This is a genomic window from Curtobacterium sp. Curtsp57 (assembly GCF_047324335.1).
GTDB lineage: Bacteria > Actinomycetota > Actinomycetes > Actinomycetales > Microbacteriaceae > Curtobacterium.
Map to the genome: position 1 here is coordinate 3263243 of NZ_CP168511.1, position 21888 is coordinate 3285130.

General features: G+C 71.2%; 25 protein-coding genes. 13 read left to right on the top strand and 12 right to left on the bottom strand.

The window, feature by feature from the left end; all coding sequences use genetic code 11:
- Positions 1–10 precede the first annotated feature (10 nt).
- Positions 11–589: a TetR/AcrR family transcriptional regulator gene (locus tag ACEN9V_RS15755; RefSeq protein WP_413601091.1), complete on the bottom strand. Its 579-nt coding sequence runs from the start codon at positions 587–589 to the stop codon at positions 11–13.
- Between the two features lie 62 nt (positions 590–651).
- Between ACEN9V_RS15755 and ACEN9V_RS15760 the strand changes: the two genes are divergently transcribed.
- The gene (locus tag ACEN9V_RS15760; RefSeq protein WP_413601092.1) at positions 652–1386 is read left to right on the top strand and encodes an SDR family oxidoreductase; all 735 of its coding nucleotides are present in this window, start codon (positions 652–654) and stop codon (positions 1384–1386) included.
- On the opposite strand, the gene ACEN9V_RS15765 is transcribed toward ACEN9V_RS15760, so the two are convergent.
- Positions 1358–2026 carry a GntR family transcriptional regulator gene (locus ACEN9V_RS15765; protein ID WP_413601093.1) on the bottom strand — a complete coding sequence of 223 codons (669 nt, stop codon included), beginning with the start codon at positions 2024–2026 and terminating at the stop codon, positions 1358–1360. The genes ACEN9V_RS15760 and ACEN9V_RS15765 overlap by 29 nt on opposite strands.
- 108 nt (positions 2027–2134) lie before the next feature.
- On the opposite strand from ACEN9V_RS15765, the gene ACEN9V_RS15770 reads away from it, so the two are divergent.
- From ACEN9V_RS15770 to ACEN9V_RS15780, 3 genes are read left to right on the top strand one after another with little or no spacing between them, the layout of a single operon-like run.
- Positions 2135–2848, top strand: coding sequence for a DUF969 domain-containing protein (locus tag ACEN9V_RS15770; protein WP_281265660.1), 714 nt, complete (start codon positions 2135–2137; stop codon positions 2846–2848).
- A complete protein-coding gene (locus ACEN9V_RS15775) occupies positions 2845–3933 on the top strand; it encodes a DUF979 domain-containing protein (RefSeq protein ID WP_413601094.1) in 1089 nt (362 codons plus the stop codon). The genes ACEN9V_RS15770 and ACEN9V_RS15775 overlap by 4 nt, the downstream gene beginning before the upstream one ends.
- Positions 3920–4948 (top strand): DUF2891 family protein, encoded by a 1029-nt coding sequence (locus ACEN9V_RS15780; RefSeq protein ID WP_413601095.1) that lies wholly within the window; start codon positions 3920–3922, stop codon positions 4946–4948. Before ACEN9V_RS15775 ends, ACEN9V_RS15780 begins: the two co-directional genes overlap by 14 nt.
- 29 nt (positions 4949–4977) lie before the next feature.
- Here the strand turns inward: ACEN9V_RS15780 and ACEN9V_RS15785 are convergent, their stop codons facing one another.
- The 5 genes from ACEN9V_RS15785 to ACEN9V_RS15805 form a co-directional block, all read right to left on the bottom strand.
- Positions 4978–5595: an LppP/LprE family lipoprotein gene (locus tag ACEN9V_RS15785; protein WP_413601096.1), complete on the bottom strand. Its 618-nt coding sequence runs from the start codon at positions 5593–5595 to the stop codon at positions 4978–4980.
- A gap of 66 nt (positions 5596–5661) precedes the next feature.
- Positions 5662–6351 (bottom strand): response regulator transcription factor, encoded by a 690-nt coding sequence (locus ACEN9V_RS15790; protein ID WP_413601097.1) that lies wholly within the window; start codon positions 6349–6351, stop codon positions 5662–5664.
- Positions 6348–7616, bottom strand: coding sequence for a sensor histidine kinase (locus ACEN9V_RS15795; RefSeq protein WP_413601098.1), 1269 nt, complete (start codon positions 7614–7616; stop codon positions 6348–6350). Before ACEN9V_RS15795 ends, ACEN9V_RS15790 begins: the two co-directional genes overlap by 4 nt.
- Positions 7617–7621: 5 nt before the next feature.
- A complete protein-coding gene (locus ACEN9V_RS15800; RefSeq protein WP_413601099.1) occupies positions 7622–8779 on the bottom strand; it encodes an amidoligase family protein in 1158 nt (385 codons plus the stop codon).
- Between the two features lie 2 nt (positions 8780–8781).
- Positions 8782–9471, bottom strand: a complete 690-nt coding sequence (locus ACEN9V_RS15805) for a hypothetical protein (protein WP_413601100.1) — start codon at positions 9469–9471, stop codon at positions 8782–8784.
- A gap of 264 nt (positions 9472–9735) precedes the next feature.
- Between ACEN9V_RS15805 and ACEN9V_RS15810 the strand changes: the two genes are divergently transcribed.
- Both ACEN9V_RS15810 and ACEN9V_RS15815 read left to right on the top strand, forming a co-directional pair.
- Positions 9736–10968, top strand: coding sequence for an LCP family protein (locus tag ACEN9V_RS15810; protein ID WP_413601101.1), 1233 nt, complete (start codon positions 9736–9738; stop codon positions 10966–10968).
- Between the two features lie 23 nt (positions 10969–10991).
- Positions 10992–11564, top strand: coding sequence for a TetR family transcriptional regulator (locus tag ACEN9V_RS15815; RefSeq protein WP_413601102.1), 573 nt, complete (start codon positions 10992–10994; stop codon positions 11562–11564).
- Here ACEN9V_RS15815 and ACEN9V_RS15820 read toward each other — a convergent pair.
- Genes ACEN9V_RS15820 through ACEN9V_RS15830 form a run of 3 tightly spaced genes read right to left on the bottom strand, consistent with a single transcriptional unit; the run spans position 11554 to position 13822 of the window.
- On the bottom strand, positions 11554–12438 hold the full coding sequence (locus tag ACEN9V_RS15820) for a biotin-dependent carboxyltransferase family protein (RefSeq protein ID WP_413601103.1): 885 nt from the start codon (positions 12436–12438) through the stop codon (positions 11554–11556). The two genes, ACEN9V_RS15815 and ACEN9V_RS15820, sit on opposite strands and share 11 nt — an antisense overlap.
- Positions 12435–13058, bottom strand: a complete 624-nt coding sequence (locus ACEN9V_RS15825) for a 5-oxoprolinase subunit B family protein (RefSeq protein WP_413601104.1) — start codon at positions 13056–13058, stop codon at positions 12435–12437. Before ACEN9V_RS15825 ends, ACEN9V_RS15820 begins: the two co-directional genes overlap by 4 nt.
- Complete coding sequence (locus tag ACEN9V_RS15830) at positions 13055–13822, bottom strand: LamB/YcsF family protein (protein WP_413601105.1); 768 nt, start codon at positions 13820–13822, stop codon at positions 13055–13057. The genes ACEN9V_RS15825 and ACEN9V_RS15830 overlap by 4 nt, the downstream gene beginning before the upstream one ends.
- A 150-nt stretch (positions 13823–13972) precedes the next feature.
- Here ACEN9V_RS15830 and ACEN9V_RS15835 point away from each other — a divergent pair, with 150 nt between their 5' ends.
- The 3 genes from ACEN9V_RS15835 to ACEN9V_RS15845 are packed head-to-tail and all read left to right on the top strand — an operon-like array spanning position 13973 to position 16465.
- On the top strand, positions 13973–15685 hold the full coding sequence (locus tag ACEN9V_RS15835) for an MDR family MFS transporter (RefSeq protein ID WP_413601106.1): 1713 nt from the start codon (positions 13973–13975) through the stop codon (positions 15683–15685).
- Position 15686: 1 nt separating this feature from the next.
- Entirely contained in the window at positions 15687–16145 is a 459-nt protein-coding gene (locus tag ACEN9V_RS15840; RefSeq protein WP_281265646.1) for a MarR family winged helix-turn-helix transcriptional regulator, read from the top strand.
- 20 nt (positions 16146–16165) lie between these two features.
- Positions 16166–16465 carry a hypothetical protein gene (locus ACEN9V_RS15845; protein WP_413601107.1) on the top strand — a complete coding sequence of 100 codons (300 nt, stop codon included), beginning with the start codon at positions 16166–16168 and terminating at the stop codon, positions 16463–16465.
- Between the two features lie 48 nt (positions 16466–16513).
- On the opposite strand, the gene ACEN9V_RS15850 is transcribed toward ACEN9V_RS15845, so the two are convergent.
- Positions 16514–16963, bottom strand: a complete 450-nt coding sequence (locus ACEN9V_RS15850) for a MarR family winged helix-turn-helix transcriptional regulator (RefSeq protein WP_281265644.1) — start codon at positions 16961–16963, stop codon at positions 16514–16516.
- Positions 16964–16999: 36 nt separating this feature from the next.
- Here ACEN9V_RS15850 and ACEN9V_RS15855 point away from each other — a divergent pair, with 36 nt between their 5' ends.
- Positions 17000–17635 carry an MBL fold metallo-hydrolase gene (locus tag ACEN9V_RS15855; RefSeq protein ID WP_413601108.1) on the top strand — a complete coding sequence of 212 codons (636 nt, stop codon included), beginning with the start codon at positions 17000–17002 and terminating at the stop codon, positions 17633–17635.
- Positions 17636–17758: 123 nt separating this feature from the next.
- Here ACEN9V_RS15855 and ACEN9V_RS15860 read toward each other — a convergent pair whose 3' ends face one another.
- Positions 17759–18343 (bottom strand): TetR/AcrR family transcriptional regulator, encoded by a 585-nt coding sequence (locus tag ACEN9V_RS15860; RefSeq protein WP_413601109.1) that lies wholly within the window; start codon positions 18341–18343, stop codon positions 17759–17761.
- A gap of 178 nt (positions 18344–18521) precedes the next feature.
- Here ACEN9V_RS15860 and ACEN9V_RS15865 point away from each other — a divergent pair, with 178 nt between their 5' ends.
- The 3 genes from ACEN9V_RS15865 to ACEN9V_RS15875 are packed head-to-tail and all read left to right on the top strand — an operon-like array spanning position 18522 to position 21883.
- The gene (locus ACEN9V_RS15865) at positions 18522–19889 is read left to right on the top strand and encodes an MFS transporter (protein ID WP_413601110.1); all 1368 of its coding nucleotides are present in this window, start codon (positions 18522–18524) and stop codon (positions 19887–19889) included.
- Between the two features lie 30 nt (positions 19890–19919).
- Complete coding sequence (locus ACEN9V_RS15870) at positions 19920–20735, top strand: sugar phosphate isomerase/epimerase family protein (RefSeq protein ID WP_413601111.1); 816 nt, start codon at positions 19920–19922, stop codon at positions 20733–20735.
- Positions 20732–21883, top strand: coding sequence for a Gfo/Idh/MocA family protein (locus ACEN9V_RS15875; RefSeq protein ID WP_413601112.1), 1152 nt, complete (start codon positions 20732–20734; stop codon positions 21881–21883). Before ACEN9V_RS15870 ends, ACEN9V_RS15875 begins: the two co-directional genes overlap by 4 nt.
- Positions 21884–21888: the final 5 nt, after the last annotated feature.

The following is a 21888-nucleotide window of genomic DNA, read 5'->3' on the forward strand; positions in this document are numbered from 1 at the left end:
GGCGCGGCGATCAGTGCGTCCGGTGTCCTCGTGCCGCACGTCGCGGGAGCCCGGCGACGTACGCCCGGAGGATCGACCCCTCGTCCACGGGGGCCACGGCGGCCGTGCGGTACAGCAGGAGTGCGTCGACGAGCCCGACGAGATCGATGGCGCACCGCTCCGGTGCGACGACGTCGATCCGCTCCAGCAGGGTTCGCGCCGTGTCGATGAGCGCCGCCCGGACCGGGTCGGCCCCGGTGAGGGGTGCGCGGAGTTCCTCGTCGTCCCGGAGTTCGAGGAGCAACGCCAGCCGGACGGACTGTGCGACATGACGGGCAGTGAGGTGCTCGAGGAACCCCACCGCGATCGAGACCACCGCGTCCTCGTCGACCTGCTCGGGGATCTGCAGGGCGACGACGTCCTCGGCGAGTTGCGACGTGATCCGGGCGACCACGAGCGCGGTGAGTTCGCGTCGTGTCGACGCGTAGTAGGACGTCGATCCCGACGGCACGCCGGCTTCTGCGTCCACCGCCCGGTGGGTGAGTGCCCTGGTTCCCCCTCGTGCCGTCAGCCGCACCCCGGCGTCGGCGAGGTCCTCGCGTCGTCCCATCACTTCCCTCCCCGTCTCTACCATCGTAGTGTTCTCTACATGTGTAGAGAACGGACGGCGTCATGCGTGCGGTAGTGGTCGGAGGAGGCGTCTCCGGGAAGGCGATCGCCGATGCGGTGGCGGCCCGGGGGTGCACGGTGACGCAGCTGTCCCGGTCGACGGGGTTCGACGTCGTGCGCGACGACGTCGACGCTGCCCTGGGGGATGCGGAGGTGGTCGTCGAGGCCACCGGGCTGTTCATGACGAGCCGGAGGCGTGCGACGGACTTCTTCACCCGGTCGACGCGAGCCATCGGTGCCGCGACCGCCCGACGCGGCGCGCGGCACGTGCTGCTCTCGATCGTCAACTGCACGCGACCGGAGGTGCAGGGGTACGGGTACTTCGCGGGCAAGACGGCGCAGGAGCAGGCGGCAGCCGCGGTCAGCCCCCTGCTCACCGTGGTCCGGTCGACGCAGTGGTTCGAGTTCGCGCGGCAGAACACCGAGCGGATGCGGTTCGGGCCGTTCGTGCTCGTCCCGGGCATGACGATCGCTCCCGTCTCCCTCGACGCGGTCGCCGGGGTGATCGCGGACGTCGTGGTCGGCGCGCGGACGGCCCCGGTCGTGGAGGTCGCGGGTCCCGAGACCACGACGCTGTGGGAGATGACGCGGGCCATGCGCCTTCCCGGGCTCGTGCCGGTACCACTCCGGATCCCCGGACGGACCGGTCGGGCGTTCCGTGCGGGCGCCCTGGTGCCGGAGCGTCACGTCGAGGTGGTCGGCCCCCGGTTCAGCGAGTGGCTCCCGTCCGCACGGTGACGTCCGTACCCGCGGCCGTCCGGAGCGTCCGCTCCGCGTCGTCGAGGTAGTCGGTCAGCAGCGCTGACGCAGCCGAGGTGTCCCCGGCGCGCAGCGCCGCGACGATCGCGGCGTTCCGTTCCACGAACCCGGCGTGGAACGACGCGGGGTCGTCGGTCGTCAGGAACGCGAGCCGCATCTCCGCGAGCAACGAGTCCATCAGTGCGTGGACCCGGGTGCTCGGCACGGCCCGGACGAGCGCCGAGTGGAACGCGATGTCCGCGGTGCCGACGGCGCGCCAGTCTCCGGCTGATGCTGCTGCGTGCGCGGCGCCGACGGCGTCAGCGGCCGATGCCAGCGCGGGGGAGTCCGGCAGGATCGCGCGGACCGCCGCGTCCTCGAGCACCCGTCGGGCGGCGTAGAGGTCGGCGACGTCGTCCGCGGAGAGTCGGCGGACGAACACCCCGCGGTTGAACACGTGCTCCACGAGACGATCCCTCGCGAGGAGCCGGAACGCCTCGCGCAGGGTGTTCCGCGAGACCCCGAGCTGCTCGCTCAGCCGTTCCTCGGACAGCTGCGCGCCGGGGGAGAACTCCCCGGCGGCGATGGCGGAACGGAGCCGGTCGGCGACGGACTCGGCGCTGCCGACGGTTCGGGTCATGCCGACGATCCTGGCACGATCCCTCCACAGGGCAGGCGTGTGACCGTGGTGTTACAGATCTCGACAGGGTCTTGCGATTGTTGAACAATTCCGTCCAGACTGTCCCGCATGTTCGTCCTCATCGGCGTCGCCGTCGTCATCGTCGGGTTCGCGTTGCGTGTCAACGCGCTGCTCGTCGTGACCGTCGCGGGCATCGTCACCGCGGCCATCGGCGGGATCGGTCCCGTCGGCATCCTCGACGCGTTCGGCAACGGGTTCGCCTCCAGCCGGTCCGTCACCACTTTCGCGTTGGTCCTACCGGTGATCGGCCTGATCGAGCGCTACGGCCTGCAGGACCAGGCCAAGCGCCTCATCGCGAAGCTCGACAAGCTCACGACCGGCCGGATCCTGGCGGGCTACCTGGCGGTCCGGCAGATCACCGCGGCCGTCGGCCTGACGAGCATCGGCGGTCCGGCACAGACCGTCCGTCCGCTCGTGCACCCGATGGCAGAAGGCGCGGCGACGAAGAAGTACGGCCGGATCGACGAGCGGATGCGCGAGAAGATCAAGGGCTACTCGGCGTCCTCGGACACCGTCGGGGTGTTCTTCGGCGAGGACGTCTTCGTCGCGGTCGGTTCCATCCTGCTCATCACGACCTTCGTCGACGCGACGTACGGGCTGTCGCTCGAGCCGATCGACCTGGCGCTGTGGGCGATCCCGACGGGCATCGCCGCGCTCCTGGTGCACGGCACACGGCTGCTGCTGTTCGACCGGAAGCTCGACCGGATGGCCGCGGACATGCGGAACTCGGACACCTCGGCGAGCATCGGAGCGACCGCGTGATCACCAGCGAATGGCTCTACTGGCTCATCGGGGCCTTCTTCATCGCCGTCGCGGTCCTGATCGTGACGGACACCACGCATGCCAAGCGCCTCGGCAACGCCGGCTTCTGGGGCATCCTCGGCCTGTCCTTCTTCTACGGCACCCTCGTCACGGCGAAGACGGCGCCGGCGTGGGTGCTGGGGATCGCGGTCCTCGTGATGGTCGCGCTCGCCGGGCTCGGCTTCACCGGCACCACGGCGCGAGGTGGCCGGCCGAGCCGCACCCGGGTCGCGACCGTTCCCGGAGCGGGTGCGGGGGCGGAGACGGGGCCCGCGGAACCCACCGGCGTGACCGTTCGCCCGAGCAGCGCGACGGGCGTGCTCGCCACCACCAGCCCCGCGGAACGCGCGACCCTCGCCGCGCGGTACGGCAACCGGCTCTTCGTGCCGGCGCTGGTCGTGCCGGTCGTGGCGGTGCTCGTCGCGACGCTCGGCCCCCTCGTGTCGATCGGTGGCAAGCCGCTCCTCGCCGAGGGCAGCGCGACCCTGACCGGACTCGGCATCGGGTCGGTGCTCGCGGTCGTCGTCGCGGTGTTCATCCTGCGACCGCCGAAGGTCGCGACGCCGTTGCGCGAGGGCGGCCGCCTGCTGCAGGCCATCGGCTGGGCAGCGCTCCTGCCGCAGATGCTCTCCACGCTCGGCATCGTCTTCACCCAGGCCGGGGTCGGCGACGCCGTCGGGACGATCATCAAGACGATCCTGCCCGGCGGCTCGCTGATCGCCGCGGTGGTGGTCTACTGCCTCGGCATGGCGCTGTTCACGATCATCATGGGCAACGCGTTCGCCGCCTTCCCGATCATGACCGCCGCGATCGGCTGGCCGGTGCTCGTCCAGGGCTTCGACGGCAACCCGGCCGCGATCTTCGCGATCGGCATGCTCGCCGGCTTCTGCGGCACCCTCGTCACCCCGATGGCCGCGAACTTCAACCTCGTCCCCGCTGCCCTGCTCGAGATGCGGGACAAGTACGGGCCGATCAAGGCGCAGATCCCGACCGCCGCCATCCTGCTCGTCGTCAACATGGGAGTCATGTACCTTGTCGCATTCTGATCTGGCCCGCGCCGCCTGGGCCGACCGCTTCGCGGCCGTCGCCGTGGAGAACACCACCCGCGAGTACCCCTACGCGGCGCACCACACGACGTCCGGTCCGGACGACCGGGCACTGCCCGTCGAGTTGCACCCCGCCTTCGCCACGTCGTACGACTGGCACTCGTCCGTGCACATGCACTGGCTCGCCGCGCGCCTGGTCGCGTTCGGCCTGCCGGCCGGACTGGAGGCACGGCTCGCCTCCGTCCTGCATGCCCACCTCGGCGCGGATCACCTCGCGACGGAAGCGGCGTACCTCCGCGGGACGCCACACTACGAGCGCCCGTACGGGTGGGCCTGGCTGATGCGGCTCGCCGCCGAGGTCGCCGCGTCAGACGTCCCGGCGATCCGGTCCCTCGCGCCAGGGTTCGTCCCAGTGGTCGACGTCGTCGAGGAGCTCGTCACGAACTGGGTCGACGGTGCCGCCCACCCGGTGCGCCACGGCGTCCACGCGAACTCCGCGTTCGGGCTGCTGCTCGTGCTCGAGGCGGCACGGTCCCTCGGGCGCGACGAACTCGCGGCGACGTGCGAGCGCGCTGCGCGGGAGTGGTTCGGCGACGACGCCGGGTGGCCGTTCGCCTGGGAGCGCAGCGGGCACGACTTCCTGTCCGCGGGACTGGCCGAGGCGGACCTCATGCGTGCGGTGCTGCCGGCGGCGGAGTTCGCGCCGTGGGCCCGTGCGTTCCTGTCCGAGGTGCAGCCGGGCGACGCGATCCTCACCCCGACGACCGTCCGCGACGAGAACGACCCGCAGCAGGTGCACCTGTTCGGGCTCGACCTGTCGCGTGCCGGATCGGCCCGTCGCATCGCAGACACGCTGGGTGACGGCGAGCCGCTCGCTGCGGTGCTCGACGACGCGGCGGATCGGCTCCTCGCGTCGGGGTTGGCCGCAAGCGTCGGTGAGGAGTACTACTCCACCCACTGGCTCGCGAGCTTCGCCTGGGACGCCATGGAAGCGCGGGAGCACGCGGCCCGCTGACGACCCGGGCGGCGTGCGTCCCGACGGGGTCAGGACGACGCCGGAGGAACCGCACCCGCCATCTCGACCTTGCCGGCCGCGTCGTCCCACGTGAACGTGGCGTCCGCGGTGCCCGACGGGTTCGCGTTCGCGTCCGTCTGCTTCGCATACCGGTAGGTGACCGCGATCGAGGTCTCGGACTTCCGGGTGACCGTCGGCTCGAACGGGTACTGCACCTTGGTGGCGGTGCCGAGGTACGTGCCGTCGTGGAACAGCAGGATGGCGTTCGGGGAGCTCGGCGTCCCGTCGGCCACCGAGACGACGGACCACGCGAGCGCGGCGCACGGGTCGTACCCGGAGGTGTCCGCGTGCGATGCGTCCCACGTCGCGTCCGGCAGGTTCGGGACCGGGCGGGGCAGGGTCGCGACCGCCTGCTGCACGGCCGTCGCAGCGGACTCGGTGCCGCACGACCCCTGTGCCGTTCCCGTTGCCGACGGCGACGGGGACGTCGGGGGAGTCGCGTGCTGCGTGGCGGTCGTGGTCGTGGCCTCGGCGGTCGACGTGGCCGTCGGGGACGCTGTCGGGGTGCCGGTGCCCGAGCAGGCGGAGAGTGCCGCCAGGGTTGCGGTGGCGGCGAGGAGACTGAGACCGATCCGGATGGTGCGCATGTGTGCACCGTGCGCGTCCCGGCGGCCTCGCGTTCCTCCCTTCGTCGGAATCCCCGCGGTTCGCGGTCAGCCCGATGGTGGAACCGGCTCGCCGGTGCTCGGATCCGTGAAGCCCGTCGCGAACGCGAACACCACCGCCTGCACGCGGGTCTTCGTGCCCGTCTTGGCGAAGACGCTCGAGATGTGGCTCTTCACGGTCGCGGTGCTGAGGAACATCTCGCTGGCGATCTCCCCGTTGCTCAGGCCGCGGGCGACGGCGCTGAGGACGTCACGTTCGCGGTCACTGAGCGACGCCAGAGCGGCTTGCTGGACCGCGTCGGCCCGCCGAGCCGGAGCGGGGGCGATCGACTGGTCGATCAGCGCACGCGTCATCGCCGGGTCGATGAGGGAGTCCCCGCGGGCGGCGGCGCGGACGGCGGCGCCGATGAGGTCCGGCCCGGAGTCCTTCAACAGGAAGCCGGAAGCACCGGCTGCGATGCCGTCGAAGAGGTACTGGTCGTCGTCGAAGGTCGTGATGAGGACGATCGCGCAGGCCTGTGCGGCGAGGATCCGCCGCGTCGCGCCGATGCCGTCGAGGCCGGGCATCCGGATGTCCATCACGATGACGTCGGGTTCGGTCGCGAGCGCCGTCCGCACCGCGCTCTCGCCGTCGTGCGCCTGGCCGACGACGACGATGTCGTCCTCGGCGTCCAGCATCGTCGCGAGGCCTGCTCGTGCGATCGCCTGGTCGTCGACGACGAGTACCCGCAGCGTCATCTGGTCGTCTCCTTCTTCGAGGGGGTGATCATCGGGATCGTGGCCGACACCGACCACCCCGAGCCGTCCCGGTTCGGCCCCGCGACCACGCTGCCGCCGAACGTTCCGGCCCGTTCCCGCATCGAGGGGATCCCCGAGCCGCCCCGGGGCACGCTCGGGAACCGCTCCTGCTTCGGGCCCGGGTCGATCACGTCGATGGTCCAGGACCACTGCTGCTCCTGCACCGTGATGCCGATCGTCCGCGCGGACGAGTGCAGCATGACGTTCGTCAGACTCTCCTGGACGATGCCGAGGATGGCGGCGCGTTCCCGCTCGGGGACCTCTCCACGGACCGTCACGCTGCTGTCCACGTCGTACCCGATGGCGCGGATCCGTTCGGAGAGGGCGAGGAGCTCGTCGGCGAGGCTGCCGAGCGCCGGCGCCGTCTCCGGGGGCACGCGGAGGACGCGAACGACCGAGCGGATGCGCGCGAGGACGTCCTGGCCGCCCTCGGCGACGACGCGCATGGCGTCGACGAGCTGTCCGGGGTCGCGGTCGGCGATCCGCAGGGAGGACTGGGCGTGGATGACGAGTGCGGCGACGTGGTGCGCCACCTCGTCGTGCACCTCGCGGGCGACGCGGGTGCGTTCGCGTTCGGCGGCGTGCGCGATCGTGGCGGCCTGCAGGCGTGTCAGCTCGCGGTTCTGTTCGGCGAGTTGCGCGGTGACCCGCCGTTGCCGCCGGAGCATCACGGCGACGAGCACGACGAGCGCGCAACCGATCAGTTCGCCGAGCAGCACCGACCGGTCCGTCCCGGAGTCGATGAGGGCGGCCTCGGACCACGGCCGGTGTTCGGTGGCCAGTTGCACGACGTCCTTCCACGGCACGATCGTCAGGACCGCGAGCGTGCCGAACGTGGCAGCGGGGGCGATCACCGGACCGCCGTTCGAGATGATCAGGAAGGTGACGAGGGCGAGGGGGATCAGCGCTTCCGGCGGCCGGACGTACAACCCGTACATCTCCTCAGGCAGCGGAGCGAGACAGACGTACGCCGTGAAGGCCGTGAGGTTCGTCAAGGTCTCCAACGGCCATCGCACACAGGTCGCCGCGGCGACGGCGGCGGCGACCCCGAAGAACACGTACCCGGGGAGCCCCTGTGGGTACCAGGCCAGGTGCAGCGCCACGGCGAGTCCGACGAAGTACGCGGCGGCGCCCGCCACGATGACGATGAGCCGTCGCCGCGAGGGTCCCCTGAGCAGGACCATCGGTTCGCGTCGCCGTCGCACGGGTCTCACGCTAACGCCGGACGGATGCGTTGCCGCTGTCGGGCCCGAGCGTCGGTGAGGAGGACGAGCAGCGCCTCCTCGGACGGCACCCCACGCGGTGGCTGCGGGAGCGGGGTCGGATCCAGGCACCGTTCCAGGAGGGCCTGCACGATCGCCGCCCGCCCCGTGATGTCCTCGCCGTCCAGCATGCCGGGCAGGATCCGGATCTCGATGGTGTCACGGGGCGGGGTGTCGGTCAGGACCGCGGTGAGGTTCACGTCGAGGTACTTCGTGAGGCCGAGCTCCCGGACCGCTTCCTGCAGACGCGGCCACTCCGCGCCGGACCGCGACTCGGTGTCGACCACCGTCGTGAGGGCTTCGGGGAGCGCGCCGGTCCGGACACAGTGCGGGTTCGTCCCGAGGACGGCGTGCAGCCCGCTGCGGTACGCGGTGAACAACCGGACGACGTTCGCGAACGCCGGGGAGTTCCGGAACGGACCGGCATCGAGGTGCAGGTGCACGGCTGCTTCGACCGGCACCCGGAAGCCGAGCGCCCGCGCCGGTCCGAGCAGCGCTTCGAGCGCCTCGGTGTGCCCGGAACGGATCGGCGGCGTCACGATCTCGCACGGTCGTTCGCGCCCCGGTGCGAGGGCGGCCGCCATGGCGATGCTCGCCCCGGTGTGGTCGCGGACCCGTCGAACGGCGCCGATCGTCTCGACCTCGACGCCGAACACGTTCGCGATGCCGTCCAACGCGTGCCGGAACGAGGTCTGCTCGCCGGTGGTGTCCCCGGCGAGCCGGAGGAGTCGGAGGTCGTCGGACAGGATCCGGAAGGCGTCGGGGTCCGGGTCCGGTCGGCAGAGCCGACACCCTCGGTGTTCGGGGCCCCCGCACCGCGCGGCGAGCTGGTCGCGTCGGATGTCCTCGACGATGGTGATGTCGTCGACCAGGGTGGCCAGCTCGTTGCCCGCGGCGTCGTCGATCCGGTACCCGGGGGTCAGGTGCCAGAACTGGCCCATTCCCGGCACGAGCGACGGCTCCGAGTCGACGTGGAGCACCCGGTGGACGCTGCCGCCGTGCTCGAGGGCGATCCGCTCGGCCAACGCGCGGCGACTGCTGCCGGCGGGGGCGAGCAGCTCGACCTCGAAACCGACCCGCGCGGTGAGGGGCTCCGTGGTCGGCACGATCAGAGCGGCAGCGTGGCGCCGGCGAGAAGCGCCTTCCCCGCCGTGACCTCGGCGCTGTAGGTCGAAGGACTCTGCCAGAGGGCCGCCAAACGGGCGCCGTCGCCGTCGTCGTACCCGCTCGCGGTGAACGCCCGCGCGTACTCGGCATCGGTGTAGGTCGTCGGGGGCGCTGGCATCGGCCGGTGGGCGATCACCTCCGCTCCGAGTTTCGTCTTCACGGTGTCGACGTCGGGCACGCCCCAGGCGACGGCGAGCCCGAGTGCCTGCTGGAAATCCCCGTACCCGAGGAAGAAGGCGTTGCGCTGCTGCTCCTGCGTGAACGGGTAGCTGGCGGCCTCCCCGGCGGCGAACGGCAGCGCGGTCCCGGCTCGCAGATCGGCGCCCGCGCGGCCCTTCGCCGTCGTGACGTCAGTGTTCCACGCCGCTGCCAGCGCGACAGCGTCCTCGGCGTACGGCGACGCCTGGAACCGGGCGATGTCCGCGTCGCCGTACTGCACCTTCGGCACGGGTGTCGGCTGCGCGGTCGGACTCGAAGCGTGCGCTGAGGTACGTTCCGGAGCGGCGAGCGCGCCCACGGAACCGAGGCCGACGAGCGATCCGGCCACGGCGCAGGCGACCGCCACGGTGGCGGCAGAGCGGCGGAACGCCACTCCGGTGGTGTTCCGGGGGCCGGTCTCGCGGTTCGACATGCAACGCTCCTCGTCCGCTCGACGGCTCGTCCGCCAGCGACACGTCGACACTACGAGCGCCGTCGCGGGCCGGCAACGCGGACGGAGCGAATCAGACCATCGGTCCCGGATCGTCGACCAAAGGATGATCCCGCGTCCGCCGGCACTGATCGAGACTGACGACATGCACGATGAGGGGTTCGCAACGAGGACGATCCGGTGACGCGCGGCGGGGTACCCGCTGCGCGACACGGTCGGCAGCGCCGGCACGGCACGCTCGGACCGATGGTCAAGGCCGTCGCCGCGGTCGCCGCGATCGGGTTGGTGAGCGTCGGTTCCGTCGCCGCGATCGCGTCGTGGCAGGTGGTGCGTGACGCGAAGCCGACGGTCTCGCTGGCCATGCCGGGCAGCCACCAGACCCGTGCACCGCAGCTGACGGCCGCGACCGGCGAGGTGAACATGCTGCTCGTCGCGACCGACACCCGAGACGGGCAGGGAGCCGGGTTCGACGACGCCGCGAACCGCCGTGCGAGTTCGGGTGTCGGGCACAACGACTCGAACCTGCTCGTGCACATCTCCGCGGACCACACCAACATGGCGGTCGTCAGCTTCCCGCGCGACCTCGTGGTCCCGATTCCCGCGTGCGAGAACGACCAGGGCACGGTCACGCCCGCGGTCCCGGCCGCGATGCTCAACACCGCGCTCGGTCGAGGGGGTGAGCAGCACGGGCTCGCCTGTGTCGCGGAGACGATCGACCAGCTCACCGGGCTCCAGATCGGCTACGCCGGCATGATCACCTTCGACGGCGTCGTGGCGATGGCGGACGCCGTCGGTGGGGTCGAGGTGTGTCTCGCGACCCCGATCCACGACACCGACGTCACCCCGGCCCTCGATCTGCAGGCGGGCGACCAGGAGTTGAACGGTGCCGAGGCGGCCGCGTTCCTCCGGTCGCGCTACGGGGTCGGTGACTCCAGCGACCTCGCCCGGATCAGCAACCAGCAGACCTTCATGGCGGCGCTGGCACGGCAGACCGTGTCGGCCCACACGCTGACCGACCCCGGCAAGGTCCTGCGGCTCGCCACGACGGCGTCGAAGCACATGACGCTCTCCGACACGCTGGCCGACCCGACGACGCTCGCACGGCTGGCCCTCGCCGTGAACTCCGTCGGGCTGTCGAACATGTCCTTCGTCCAGTACCCGGTCGTCGACGACCCGACGGACCCCGCGCGGGTCCTGGTCGCCAAGGGTCCGGCGAGCACCCTGAACGCCGTGCTGCAGCAGGACCAGCCGGTGGTGCTCGGAGCGGAGAGCCTCGGTCGCTCCGCAGTCCGCGACCCGTCGGCCCCGCCGTCAGGAGCACCAGACGGGTCGGCCGCACCGGGGGGAGCAACAGCACCAGGGGGATCGGCACAAGGGGGATCCGCACCAGGGGGATCGGCTCCGCCCACGTCGTCGCCGCTCCCGGCCGACGTCTCCGGGCAGAGTGCGGCCACCGTCACCTGTGCGGCGAAGCGCTGACGCGAGTCGGTAGCGTGGTGGCCATGGCCGCCTTCACGCCCCCGCCCGCCGACGCCGTCCGGGCACGACTCCTGCTCGCCGGGCGCGACGAGTTCGCGGCCGTCGGGCTCGCGGCGTCCCGGATCGAGCGCATCTCGGCGGCGTCGTCGAGCAACAAGGCGCAGATCTTCCACTACTTCGGGAGCAAGGAGGGGCTGTTCGACGCGGTCGTCGCGCAATCCGTCGCGGAGACGCTCGAGGACGTGCCGCTCGACACCGACGACCTCCCGGAGTACGCCGGGCGACTGCACGACAGCTACGCCCGTCGCCCCTGGGCACTGCGGCTGGCGACCTGGTACCGCCTGGAACGCCAGGACGCCAGTCCCGTCGGGGACGTCGTCGTCGCCAACGAGGCCGTCGTGTCGGCGATCGAGCACGCGCAGCGCGCCGGCGTCGTCCCGCGGAGCTACCGGCCGGCCGTCCTCCTCGCGCTCGTCCTCACCACTGCGGCGATGTGGAGCACGACACCGGCAGGGTTCGAGCCACTCGTCCGAGCGGTCACCCCGGCACGGCGTCGGCAGATCGTCGTCGACGCCGTCGCCGCGCTCATTCGCTGACGCGGAAGCGGACCGTGTCGCCCGGTCGGAGCTGTGCCGCACGGTCGACGGACCCCGGCGTGAGGACCGCGACGACCGGGTAGCCGCCGGTCACCGGGTGGTCGGCGAGGAACAGCACGGGGAAGCCCGCCGGTGGGACCTGCAGCGAGCCGGTCTCGACGCCTTCGCTCGGGAGCTCGTGCGTGACCGCCCGGACCAACGGTTCGGCGGCGGTCGTCCGGACCCCCACACGGTCGCTGTCCTGCGTGACGTGGTGGTCCTGGCCGGTCAGCGTCGTCCGCCACCCGGGCGTGAACCAGTCGTCGCGCGGACCCGGCACGACGTCGAGCACGACGGACTCCCACGGCCACGGCCCGAGCGGCGGGGCGACGGCGTCGACGACGGGCCACGCGTCCGCGGCGTTCCCGATGTCGAGCACGTCGCCGGCGACCAGGGGCGCCCGACCGAGCTGCGCGAGCGAGTCCCACGACCGGCTCCCGAGGACCGGTGCGACCGCGAACCCGCCACGGACCGCGACGTACGTGCGCAGCCCGGTGTCCGGCACGCCGATGTCGAGCGTGTCGCCGGGGTCGAGCGTGACGATCTCGTACGCGGCCGCGCCGCGGACCGAGCCGTCCGCCCGCGTGACGTGGACAGGGGGAGCCGCGCCGGTGACGGCGGCGACCACGTGCGAATCGGCGCGGAGCGTGACGGAGCCGAGCAGGGCCTCCAGGACGGCCGCGTCCGGACGGTTGCCGACCACGCGGTTGGCCAGCGCAGCAGACCCGCGATCGGCGGCGCCGGCAGCGCCGAGGCCCATGTCGCTGAGACCGGGACGGCCGAGGTCCTGGGTCGTGACGCCGAAGCCGACGCGCAGGACGGTGAGCGTGCTCACGAGTCGGCCCGCACGAAGCGGATCCGGGTGCCAGCGGGGGCGAGCGCCGGTGGGTCCCGTTCGACCGACCACATCGGGACGTCGGTGCGGCCGATGAGCTGCCAGCCCCCGGGCGAGACCCGCGGGTAGACCGCGCTGAACTCGCCCGCGAGGGCGACGGCCCCGCTCGGGACGGCGGTGCGCGCGGTGTCGCGACGGGGGATGTCCAACGCGGGCGACGTGCCGGTGAGGTAGCTGAAACCCGGGGCGAAGCCGCAGAACGCGCTCGTCCAGACCTGATCCGTGTGCCACGCGACGAGCTCGTCGCGCGTCATGCCCGTGATGACGCCGACCGCGTCGAGATCGTCGCCGTCGTAGGTGACGGGGATGACGAGCGGGTCGGTGTCGCCGGCCCGCTCCGCGTCCGCGGGCTCGACGCGCGCGAGGTCGGCGCGGAGCCGTCCGGCGTCCGTCCTGGCCGGGTCGAACCGGACGAGGAGCGTGCGGGCGCCGGACACGACCTCGGTCACGCCGGGCAGTACCGCGGCGGTGATCCCCGCGCGGAACGCCACGACCTCGGCCAGGGACCCGAACGTGACGAGCAGGGCGGTGCCACCCGCTGGTCGGACGTCGGGCGTCACGGCGCCGGGGTGAACGGCGCGATCGTGATGCCCTGCTCGGTGAGCAGCGCACGGATCGCGCGGGCCATCGCGACGGCGTCCGGTGAGTCACCGTGGACGCAGACCGAGTCGGCGCGCACCGGGATGTCCGAGCCGTCGACGGCGGTGGCGACGCCCTCGGTGACCATCCGGAGCACGCGGGCCGCCACGACGTCCGGGTCGTGCAGCACCGCGCCCGCCGTGCTCCTCGACACCAGCGACCCGTCCGGTTCGTACGCGCGGTCCGCGAAGGACTCGGTGACCGTGCGCAGGCCGTGGCGTTCGGCGGCACGGAGGAGTTCGGATCCCGGCAGCGCGAGCACGGCCAGGGACGGGTCGACGTCGGCGACCGCCCTGGTCACCGCGTCGGCCTGCACCGGATCTGCGCACGCGGTGTTGTACAGCGCGCCGTGCGGCTTCACGTAGGTCACGGTCGTGCCGGCGACCCGCGCGGTGGCCGCCATCGCGCCGAGCTGGTGGACGACGTCGGCGTGCAGTTCGTCCGGCGTGACCTGGACCGGACGACGACCGAAGCCCACGAGGTCGCGGTAGGCCACGTGCGCCCCGACCGCGACCCCGCGCGATGCCGCGGCGTGGGCAGTGGCGAGCATGATCGTCGGGTCGCCGGCGTGGAAGCCGCAGGCGACGTTCGCGCTCGAGACGACGTCGAGCATCGCGGCATCGTCGCCCATCGTCCAGGCGCCGTAGCCCTCGCCGAGGTCGCTGTTCAGGTCGATCGTCGTCACGCGTATCCCCTGTCGTCGCCGAAGTTGTTCAACAATCTAGCGGCCAACCACGTCGGCCGCACTCGTTGACATCGGTCAACGATGTGTGATGATTGACGTCTGTCAACTTTTCGGATGCAGCGTGGCATCCCGTTCCACCGAGGGAGCCCGATGTCACACACCCCACCAGCAGCCGTGCACGACCAGGAGTCTGCAGCCCCCGCGATGTCCCACCGCCAGGTGCTCGAAGCCCTGTCCGGTCTGCTGCTCGGCATGTTCGTCGCGATCCTCGCGTCGACGGTCGTCAGCACGTCGCTCCCGCGCATCATCGGTGACCTCGGCGGTGGGGAGAGCGCCTACACGTGGGTCGTGACCTCGACGCTGCTCGCGACGACCGTGTCCACCCCGGTCTGGGGCAAGCTCGCCGACCTCTTCAACCGCAAGTTCCTCATCCAGCTGTCGCTGGTGATCTTCGTGCTCGGCTCGGCGCTGGCCGGCTTCTCGGAGAACCCCGGCACGCTCATCACCTTCCGCGTGGTGCAGGGCCTCGGGGCCGGTGGACTCACCGCCCTCAGCCAGATCATCCTGGCGGACATCATCAGTCCCCGTGAGCGCGGGCGCTACGGCGGGTACTTCGGCGCCGTCATGGCGGTCGGCACCGTCGGCGGCCCGCTGTTCGGCGGCCTGCTGACGGACAGCCTCGGATGGCGCTGGAACTTCTTCGTCGGCGTCCCGTTCGCGATCGCCGCGATCATCCTGCTCCAGCTCACCCTGAAGCTGCGTGCCCTGCCGAAGCGCAAGGTCTCGATCGACTACCTCGGCATCGCGTTCATCGCGGGCGGCGTCTCGCTGCTGCTGATCTGGGTCACGCTCGCCGGCAAGAACTTCGACTGGGTGTCGCCCACGTCCTTCGTCATGGTGATCGGCGCGGTCGTCCTGCTCGTCGCCACGGTGTTCGTCGAGCTCCGCGCCAAGGAGCCGGTCATCCCGATGACCCTCTTCCGGAACCGCACCTTCACGATGGCCGTGATCGGCTCGATCGCCGTCGGCATCGCCATGTTCGGCGCGACGGTCTACCTGGCGCAGTACATGCAGCTGGCCCGCGGGGCGACCCCGACGCAGTCCGGCCTGTTGACCATCCCGATGATCGGCGGTCTGCTCATCGCCTCGACCGTCGGCGGCATGCTCGTCACGAAGACGGGCAAGTGGAAGCCGATCATGACGATCGGGTCGATCGCACTCGTGGTCGGTCTCGCACTGATGGGCACGATCCAGTACGACACCCCGTACGTCGTCGTCGCGGTCTACATGTTCGTCATGGGCGCCGGTGTCGGGTCGGTCATGCAGAACCTCGTCCTCGTCGTGCAGAACACCACCGAGCCGAAGAACATCGGTGCGGCGTCCGCCGGTGTCGCGTTCTTCCGGTCCCTCGGTGGTGCGCTCGGCGTCTCCGTCCTCGGGACCGTCCTCGGCACCCGGGTCTCGGACCTGATCGGTGACGAGCAGGCGGAGCTCAGCAAGGCGATCGCGGCACTCGGCGAGAAGGGCGCGGCCGTCGCGAAGGAGCTCGCCTCCGGCAGCATCCCGGCCGTCAGCCAGCTGCCGCACGGCGTCCGCGAGATCATCGAGTCCGCCTACGGCCAGGCGGTCGCGAACATCTTCCTCATCGCCGCGCCGATCGCGATCCTCCTCGTCCTGGCGATCGTCTTCATGCCGAACAAGCCGCTCACCACGAAGACCGTCGCCGAGCGCTCCACCGACCAGGGGCCGCTCGCGGGATCCGCCGAGGACTTCGCCGGTGTCGGGACCGTCACGGGTTCGAACCCGGTGATCGAGACCAGCGGTTCGCAGGGCGGTGGCAGGGCGCATGGTCGACACTCGTGAGGTGACCAAGCCAACGGAATCGGCCGGGCCCGGGGTCCCCGACGGGATCGCGACCCGCATCGACACGCTCGAACGGCAGTTCGCCGCGCTGTACAACGCCTACCGCCAGCAGATGCGACAGCGCTCAGACGACATCGATCCGGCCCTGCAGCCGTCCGGGTACCGGACACTGGTCGAGCTCGTCGTCGGTGGTCCGACGGGTGCGCGCGACCTCGCCGAGGCCCTCGGGTTCGACAAGAGCGTGCTCAGCCGGCAGCTCCACCAGCTCGAAGAGCTCGGGCTCGTGTCCCGGTCGACCGATCCGACGGATCGGCGGGCGATCATCGTCGCGGCCACCGCGGACGCGATCGAGCGGATGGAACGCACGCGGAGCACGGCTCGGGACGAGTTCCGGGGCGCGCTCTCGCGGTGGTCCGAGCACGACCTCGACGAGCTCGCACGGTTGCTCCGGCAGCTCTGATCGTCCCGTAGTCTTCGGCGGTGGATGCAGTACTGCCCTCGGGGACGACCAGGCGTCGCGTCGAGCTCCGGATCGTGAAGCCCGCGGTCGCGTGGTTCGCCCGGCCGACCGTGACGATCGACGGCGTCGGACACCCGGCGCAGTGGGGGACGGGCACGTGGGCGGTCCCCGACGAGGGCACGACGGTCCTCGGTGTCTACCTGTTCAACCGGGCGTGGCGGTTCGGTGCTGCGTCGATGACCGTCACCGCGTCCGTCGGCGTCCTCGAGTACCGCGGCGGGCTGCTCCCGGTCGGGCCCGGCCGTCTCCGCAGCGTCTGAGGAGTCGTCGACCAGTCGCGGTGCCGGGCCACCGCCGCAGCGCCCCGGTCACTGCCCGTCGGCGTGCAGTGCCGCCGTCAGTTTGTCGAGCGCGGCGGCGGCCTGCGCGAGGACCGCTCGCTCGGACGGTGTGAGCGCACGTTCGGCGGCCGCGAGGATCCGCGTCGACCGGCGGATGCGCGAGGACGCGATCACCTCCCGCCCCGTGTCGGTCAGCGCGACGAGCACGCCCCTGGCATCGGCCGGGTCCGGGGTCCGCGCCACGAGTCCCTGCTCCTCGAGGTCCGCCACCGTCACCCGCATCGTCTGGTGGCGCACCCGTCGCAGCCGTGCGAGCGCCGCGATGCTGTACGCGCCGTCCCGGGCGAGGAACCCGAGCACCTCGATCTGCCCCTCCGGCGTGGTCTCCGTCCGGCGGATCGCGCGCACGCTCTCGCCGATCGCCCGTCGGAGTTCGTTCGCGTCGTCGAGCGTGAACGTCTGCTCATCGATGCCCATGGGAAAACTGTACAGGCAGCCTGTACAATTGCCGACATGGAACTCACGAAGTACACCCACGCCACCGTCGTGCTCACCAAGGGCGAGCACACCCTCGTGATCGATCCGGGCGCCTACACGCCGAACTCCGCGGAACTCGTCGCGCACACCACCGCGGTGCTCGTCACCCACGACCACCCCGACCACTTCGACGCCGCGGTCCTGGGTGCGGCGCTCGACGCCCAGCCCGACCTCCGCGTCTGGGCTCCGGCGAACGTCGCTGCCGAGCTCGGCGACCGGGACGGCCGCGTGACGACGGTCACCGCAGGCGACGCGTTCGAGGCCGCCGGCTTCGCCGTGCAGGTCGTCGGTGGTGACCACGCGGTCATCCACGCGGACATCCCGCTCATGCGCAACGTCGGCTACGTCGTCGACGGCAACGTGTACCACCCGGGCGACGCGTACTTCGTGCCCGAGGAATCGGTCCAGACACTCCTCGTCCCGACCTCCGGTCCGTGGGCGAAGCTCGGCGAGCTGGTCGACTTCGTGCGCGCCGTGCACCCCGCCCGTGCCGTGCAGATCCACGACCTCATGCTCAGCGACGCCGGCAAGGGCTCCTTCGCGCAGTTCACGGGACAGCTGACGGGTGTCGAGCTGGTCACCGTCCCGGACGGCGAGACCATCACGGTCTGACGCGGGTGCGCGCGGACAGGAGGCTCGGTGCCAGCTGGCACCGAGCCTCCTGTCCGTCTGTCCTGACGACGCCGACGAGCGTCGCGAGGAGAGCAGGACCGAGACGGCGGCGGCGGGGGTTCGTCAGAGCACGCGCTCCAGCAGCCGCAGTGTCCCGGCGATGTCGACGCTGCGGTCCAGCAGCCACTGGACCTGGAGGCCGTCGAACGCGGCGATGATGAGCGACGCGACCTGGTCGAGATCGGCATCGGAGTGTCGACCGGACGCCTGCAGCTCGTCGCGCAGCTGCCCGGCGAGGTCCGCGCGGGCGATCTCGAACCGCTCCGCGAAGAAGGCGCGGGAGGTCTCGTTGCCCGGTTCCACCGACGTCGCGAGGAGCGTCGTGTACATCGTCACGAGCCCGGGCACGCTGACGTTGTGGTCCGCCGCGCCGGCCATCCGGTTCAGGACGCCGTCGACACCGTCGAGCCGACGGGTCGACTCGGCGTCGCGCTCCCGCAGGACCTCGAGGAGCAGTGCCTCACGCGAGTCGAAGTAGTGCCGCAGTGCCGCGTGGGAGACGCCGATCGCCTCGCCGATCGCCCGCAACGAGGTGCCGTCGATGCCCTTCGACGCCACGACGTCGAGCGTCCGGTCGAGGATCTCCTTCCGACGCTGCACGCCCTTGGCGTAGGGGCCTCGCGTGCCGGATCCGTCGCTGGAGCTCACCGTCGAAGGCTACCGCGGACGGCCGCGCCGTCTCGGTGACACCTGTTGCTCGGAGCAACTGCTATGGAATCGTGACGCAATACTTCCGCGCGGATGTTTTCGGTGCTACTGTCCCTCAAAACCTAGCGAGGCTAGGAATCCAGGAGGGCATCTGCCCCTGATGGCTCGAGGAGGAGTCATGTCGACACCGACGTCGAAGGAAGAACCGCAGTCCGGTCTCGCCGGGACCGCAACCCCGCCGGTCACGGCCGCCGCAGGCGCGACGAGCACGGATCCGGCAGCGGCGTCCCGTGCGTTCTCGGTCGAGGGCCTCACACAGTCCGTCAGCACCGTGCGTGTCGGGCGGAAGTACATGTGGGCGCTCAGCCTCGCGCAGTTCGGGCTCTTCGCCGCACTGCTCACCCCGGTGTTCGTCGGGATGACCATCAAGGCGACCGAGCTGAACCCCGCGAGCCCCGAGACGATCGTCGGCTCCGTGCTGCCGTTCGGTGCCCTCGGTGCACTCTTCGCGAACCCGCTCGTCGGCGCGTTCTCGGACCGCACCCGCACCCGATGGGGTCGTCGGCGCCCGTGGATGGTCGGCGGCATCCTGGTCTTCGTCGTCGCGCTCGCCTGGATCGCCTTCGCGCCGAACGTGCCCCAGCTGACGGTGGCCTGGGTCCTGGCGCAGGTGTCCGCGAACGCCGTGCTGGCTGCGCTGACCGCGAGCTTCGCCGACAACGTGCCCGAGTTCCAACGCGGCAAGGCGTCGAGTGTCATCGCCCTCGCGCAGAACCTCGCGATCCTCGCCGGCCTGTACCTCGCCGTCTACCTGGTGGGCAACCTCCCGCTGCTCTTCATCGCACCGGGCATCCTGGCGATCGCCCTGATCCTCGTCTACTCGTTCGTCGCCCGTGACGACCTGCCGACGAGCACGATCAAACCGTTCAGCTGGATCAACCTGATCTCGTCGTTCTGGACCAACCCGATCAAGCACCCCGACTTCGGGCTCGCCTGGTGGGGCCGCTTCCTGATCACCTTCGGCACGTTCATGTTCACGACCTACCGGCTGCTGTACATGGAGGACCGCGTCGGGCTCCCGCAGGCCGAGGCGGTCGGGGTCGTCGCGTTCGGTGTGCTCCTCTACACGGTGGCACTGCTCGTCAGCGCATCGGTCTCCGGCTGGGTGTCCGACCGCGTCCGCCGCCGCAAGGTGTTCGTGTGGAGTTCCACCGCGCTCACCGCGGTCGGTCTCGTGATCCTCGCGCACGTCGACAGCGTCGGCGGGTTCTACTTCGCCGAGATCGTGATGGGCTTCGCCTACGGCATCTACGCCGCCATCGACACCGCACTGGTCGTCGACGTGCTGCCGGACCCGGAGCGCCCCGGCAAGGACCTCGGCGTCATCAACATCGCCAACGCGCTGCCGCAGTCGCTCGCCCCGGCGGTCGGCCTGTTCCTCCTCGGCATCGGCGGCGGACAGAACTACACGCTCATGCTCTGGGGCGCCGGTGTCGCCGTGCTCCTCGGTGCGCTCGTCATCCTCCCGATCAAGTCGGTCCGCTAGCCGGTCCTGGCACCAACGAAAGGACTCCCCATGGCACCCGCCATCTCGCTGCAGCTCTACACGGTGAACGCCGCGCTGGAGCCGGACCTCGACGCAGGGGTCGCACGGCTCGCCGCGATCGGCTTCGACACCGTCGAGGCATTCGCCTTCGTCGGCCGTTCCACGGAGCTCAAGTCGGCGTTCGACGCCCACGGCGTCACCGCCACGACCGGCCACGCGTTCCTCGTCCAGCAGGAGATCCCCCTGCCGGACGGCACGACGATGACCGCACCGTCGCACGCCGACACGTTCGCCGCGGCGAAGGAGCTCGGCCTCGAGATCGTCATCGACCCGTTCGTCGGACCCGACGAGTGGACCACCCGCGAGGGCGTCGAGCGCGTCGCAGCGCGTCTCAACGCCGCAGCGGACGAGGCGGCCGAGCACGGCCTGCGCGTCGGCTACCACAACCACGACCACGAGCTCCGGCCGCAGATCGACGGCAAGCCCGCACTGCAGGTGCTCGCCGAACTCCTCGACCCCCGCGTCGTGCTCGAGCTCGACCTGTACTGGGCGTCGGCGGCCGGCGTCGACGTCGTGGCCTTCGTCCAGGAGCTCGGTGACCGCATCGTCGCCGTGCACGTCAAGGACGGCCCGATGCGTTCCGGCATCTCCACCGCCGAGATCCCGCAGGACCAGACCCCGGCCGGACAGGGCGACGTGCCGATCGCCGAGGTCCTCGCCGCGGCACCAGCCCTCGAGTACGCCGTGATCGAGTTCGACCACTCGGAGCTGGACGTCTTCGACGCCGTCGAGCAGTCCTACCGGTGGCTCGCCGCGACGCTGGACAAGGAAGCGGTGTCGGCATGACGCGCACGGGCAGGGTCGGCATCGGGTTCATCGGTGCCGGCATGATCAGCGAGCAGTACCTGACGAACCTCACGACGTTCCCGGATGTCGAGGTCGTCCGGATCGGCGACATCGACACCGAGCGCGCCGCGGCGTCGGCAGCGAAGTGGGGCGTCCCCGCGTGGGGCACCGGTGACGAGGTCCTCGCCGACCCCGACGTCGAGATCGTCATCAACCTGACGCTCCCCGCCACCCACGTCGAGGTCTCGACCGCGGCGCTCCGCGCGGGCAAGCACGTCTGGAGCGAGAAGCCGATCGGGGTCGACCGGGCGTCAGCCGCGGGGCTCGTCGCCCTGGCGGACGAACTCGGGCTGCAGCTCGGCATCGCGCCGGACACCGTGCTCGGCCCCGGGTGGCAGACCGCCAAGCGCGCGATCGAGTCCGGCGCGATCGGCACCCCGCTGACCGCCGTGACGAGCATGCAGTGGCAGGGACCCGACGTGTTCCACCCGAACGCGTCGTTCCTCTACGCCAAGGGTGCAGGCCCGCTGTTCGACATCGGTCCGTACTACTTCACGGCGCTCGTGCACCTGCTCGGCCCGGTGGCGTCCGTCGTCGCGACCGGTTCGAAGTCCCGGGAGACCAGAGACCTGGTGGTCGGGCCGAACGCCGGGCAGTCCTTCCCGGTCGAGGTCCCGACGCACGTGTCCGTGCTGACGGCCTTCGAGCAGGGCGGTCAGGCGCAGTCGCTGCTGTCCTTCGACACCCCGCTGTTCCGGCACGGCGTGTTCGAGGTGAACGGCACAGAGGGCACGATCGTGCTGCCGGATCCGAACACGTTCGGCGGTGGGCACCCGATCCGCATCGCGCGGCCGCTGACGAAGGACGCGACGTTCCCGTTCGAGCAGTCCTTCGAGACGCTCCTCGACGAGGAGCCGACGGTCGGTCGAGGTCTCGGCGTCCTCGACATGGCGCGGGCGATCCGCGGTGGTGGCTCGCACATCGCCACCGGCGAGGTCGGGTACCACGTGCTCGACACGATGGTGGCTGTGGAGGAGTCGATCGCCGCGCGGTCCTTCGTCGAGGTCGAGTCGACGGTGGAGCCGATCGCCTCGCTCCCCGAGGACTTCGACCCGTTCGCGGCGACGCTGGCGACCGTCGCGGTCTGACCCGA

Coding starts and splice junctions, on each gene's coding strand:
- ACEN9V_RS15865 (WP_413601110.1), top strand. CDS start 18,522: ATGTCGACACCGACGTCGAAGGAAGAACCGCAGTCCGGTCTCGCCGGG.
- ACEN9V_RS15835 (WP_413601106.1), top strand. CDS start 13,973: ATGTCACACACCCCACCAGCAGCCGTGCACGACCAGGAGTCTGCAGCC.
- ACEN9V_RS15790 (WP_413601097.1), bottom strand. CDS start 6,351: ATGACGCTGCGGGTACTCGTCGTCGACGACCAGGCGATCGCACGAGCA.
- ACEN9V_RS15785 (WP_413601096.1), bottom strand. CDS start 5,595: ATGCGCACCATCCGGATCGGTCTCAGTCTCCTCGCCGCCACCGCAACC.
- ACEN9V_RS15810 (WP_413601101.1), top strand. CDS start 9,736: ATGGTCAAGGCCGTCGCCGCGGTCGCCGCGATCGGGTTGGTGAGCGTC.
- ACEN9V_RS15770 (WP_281265660.1), top strand. CDS start 2,135: ATGTTCGTCCTCATCGGCGTCGCCGTCGTCATCGTCGGGTTCGCGTTG.
- ACEN9V_RS15870 (WP_413601111.1), top strand. CDS start 19,920: ATGGCACCCGCCATCTCGCTGCAGCTCTACACGGTGAACGCCGCGCTG.
- ACEN9V_RS15755 (WP_413601091.1), bottom strand. CDS start 589: ATGGGACGACGCGAGGACCTCGCCGACGCCGGGGTGCGGCTGACGGCA.
- ACEN9V_RS15765 (WP_413601093.1), bottom strand. CDS start 2,026: ATGACCCGAACCGTCGGCAGCGCCGAGTCCGTCGCCGACCGGCTCCGT.
- ACEN9V_RS15855 (WP_413601108.1), top strand. CDS start 17,000: ATGGAACTCACGAAGTACACCCACGCCACCGTCGTGCTCACCAAGGGC.
- ACEN9V_RS15815 (WP_413601102.1), top strand. CDS start 10,992: ATGGCCGCCTTCACGCCCCCGCCCGCCGACGCCGTCCGGGCACGACTC.
- ACEN9V_RS15875 (WP_413601112.1), top strand. CDS start 20,732: ATGACGCGCACGGGCAGGGTCGGCATCGGGTTCATCGGTGCCGGCATG.
- ACEN9V_RS15760 (WP_413601092.1), top strand. CDS start 652: ATGCGTGCGGTAGTGGTCGGAGGAGGCGTCTCCGGGAAGGCGATCGCC.
- ACEN9V_RS15805 (WP_413601100.1), bottom strand. CDS start 9,471: ATGTCGAACCGCGAGACCGGCCCCCGGAACACCACCGGAGTGGCGTTC.
- ACEN9V_RS15850 (WP_281265644.1), bottom strand. CDS start 16,963: ATGGGCATCGATGAGCAGACGTTCACGCTCGACGACGCGAACGAACTC.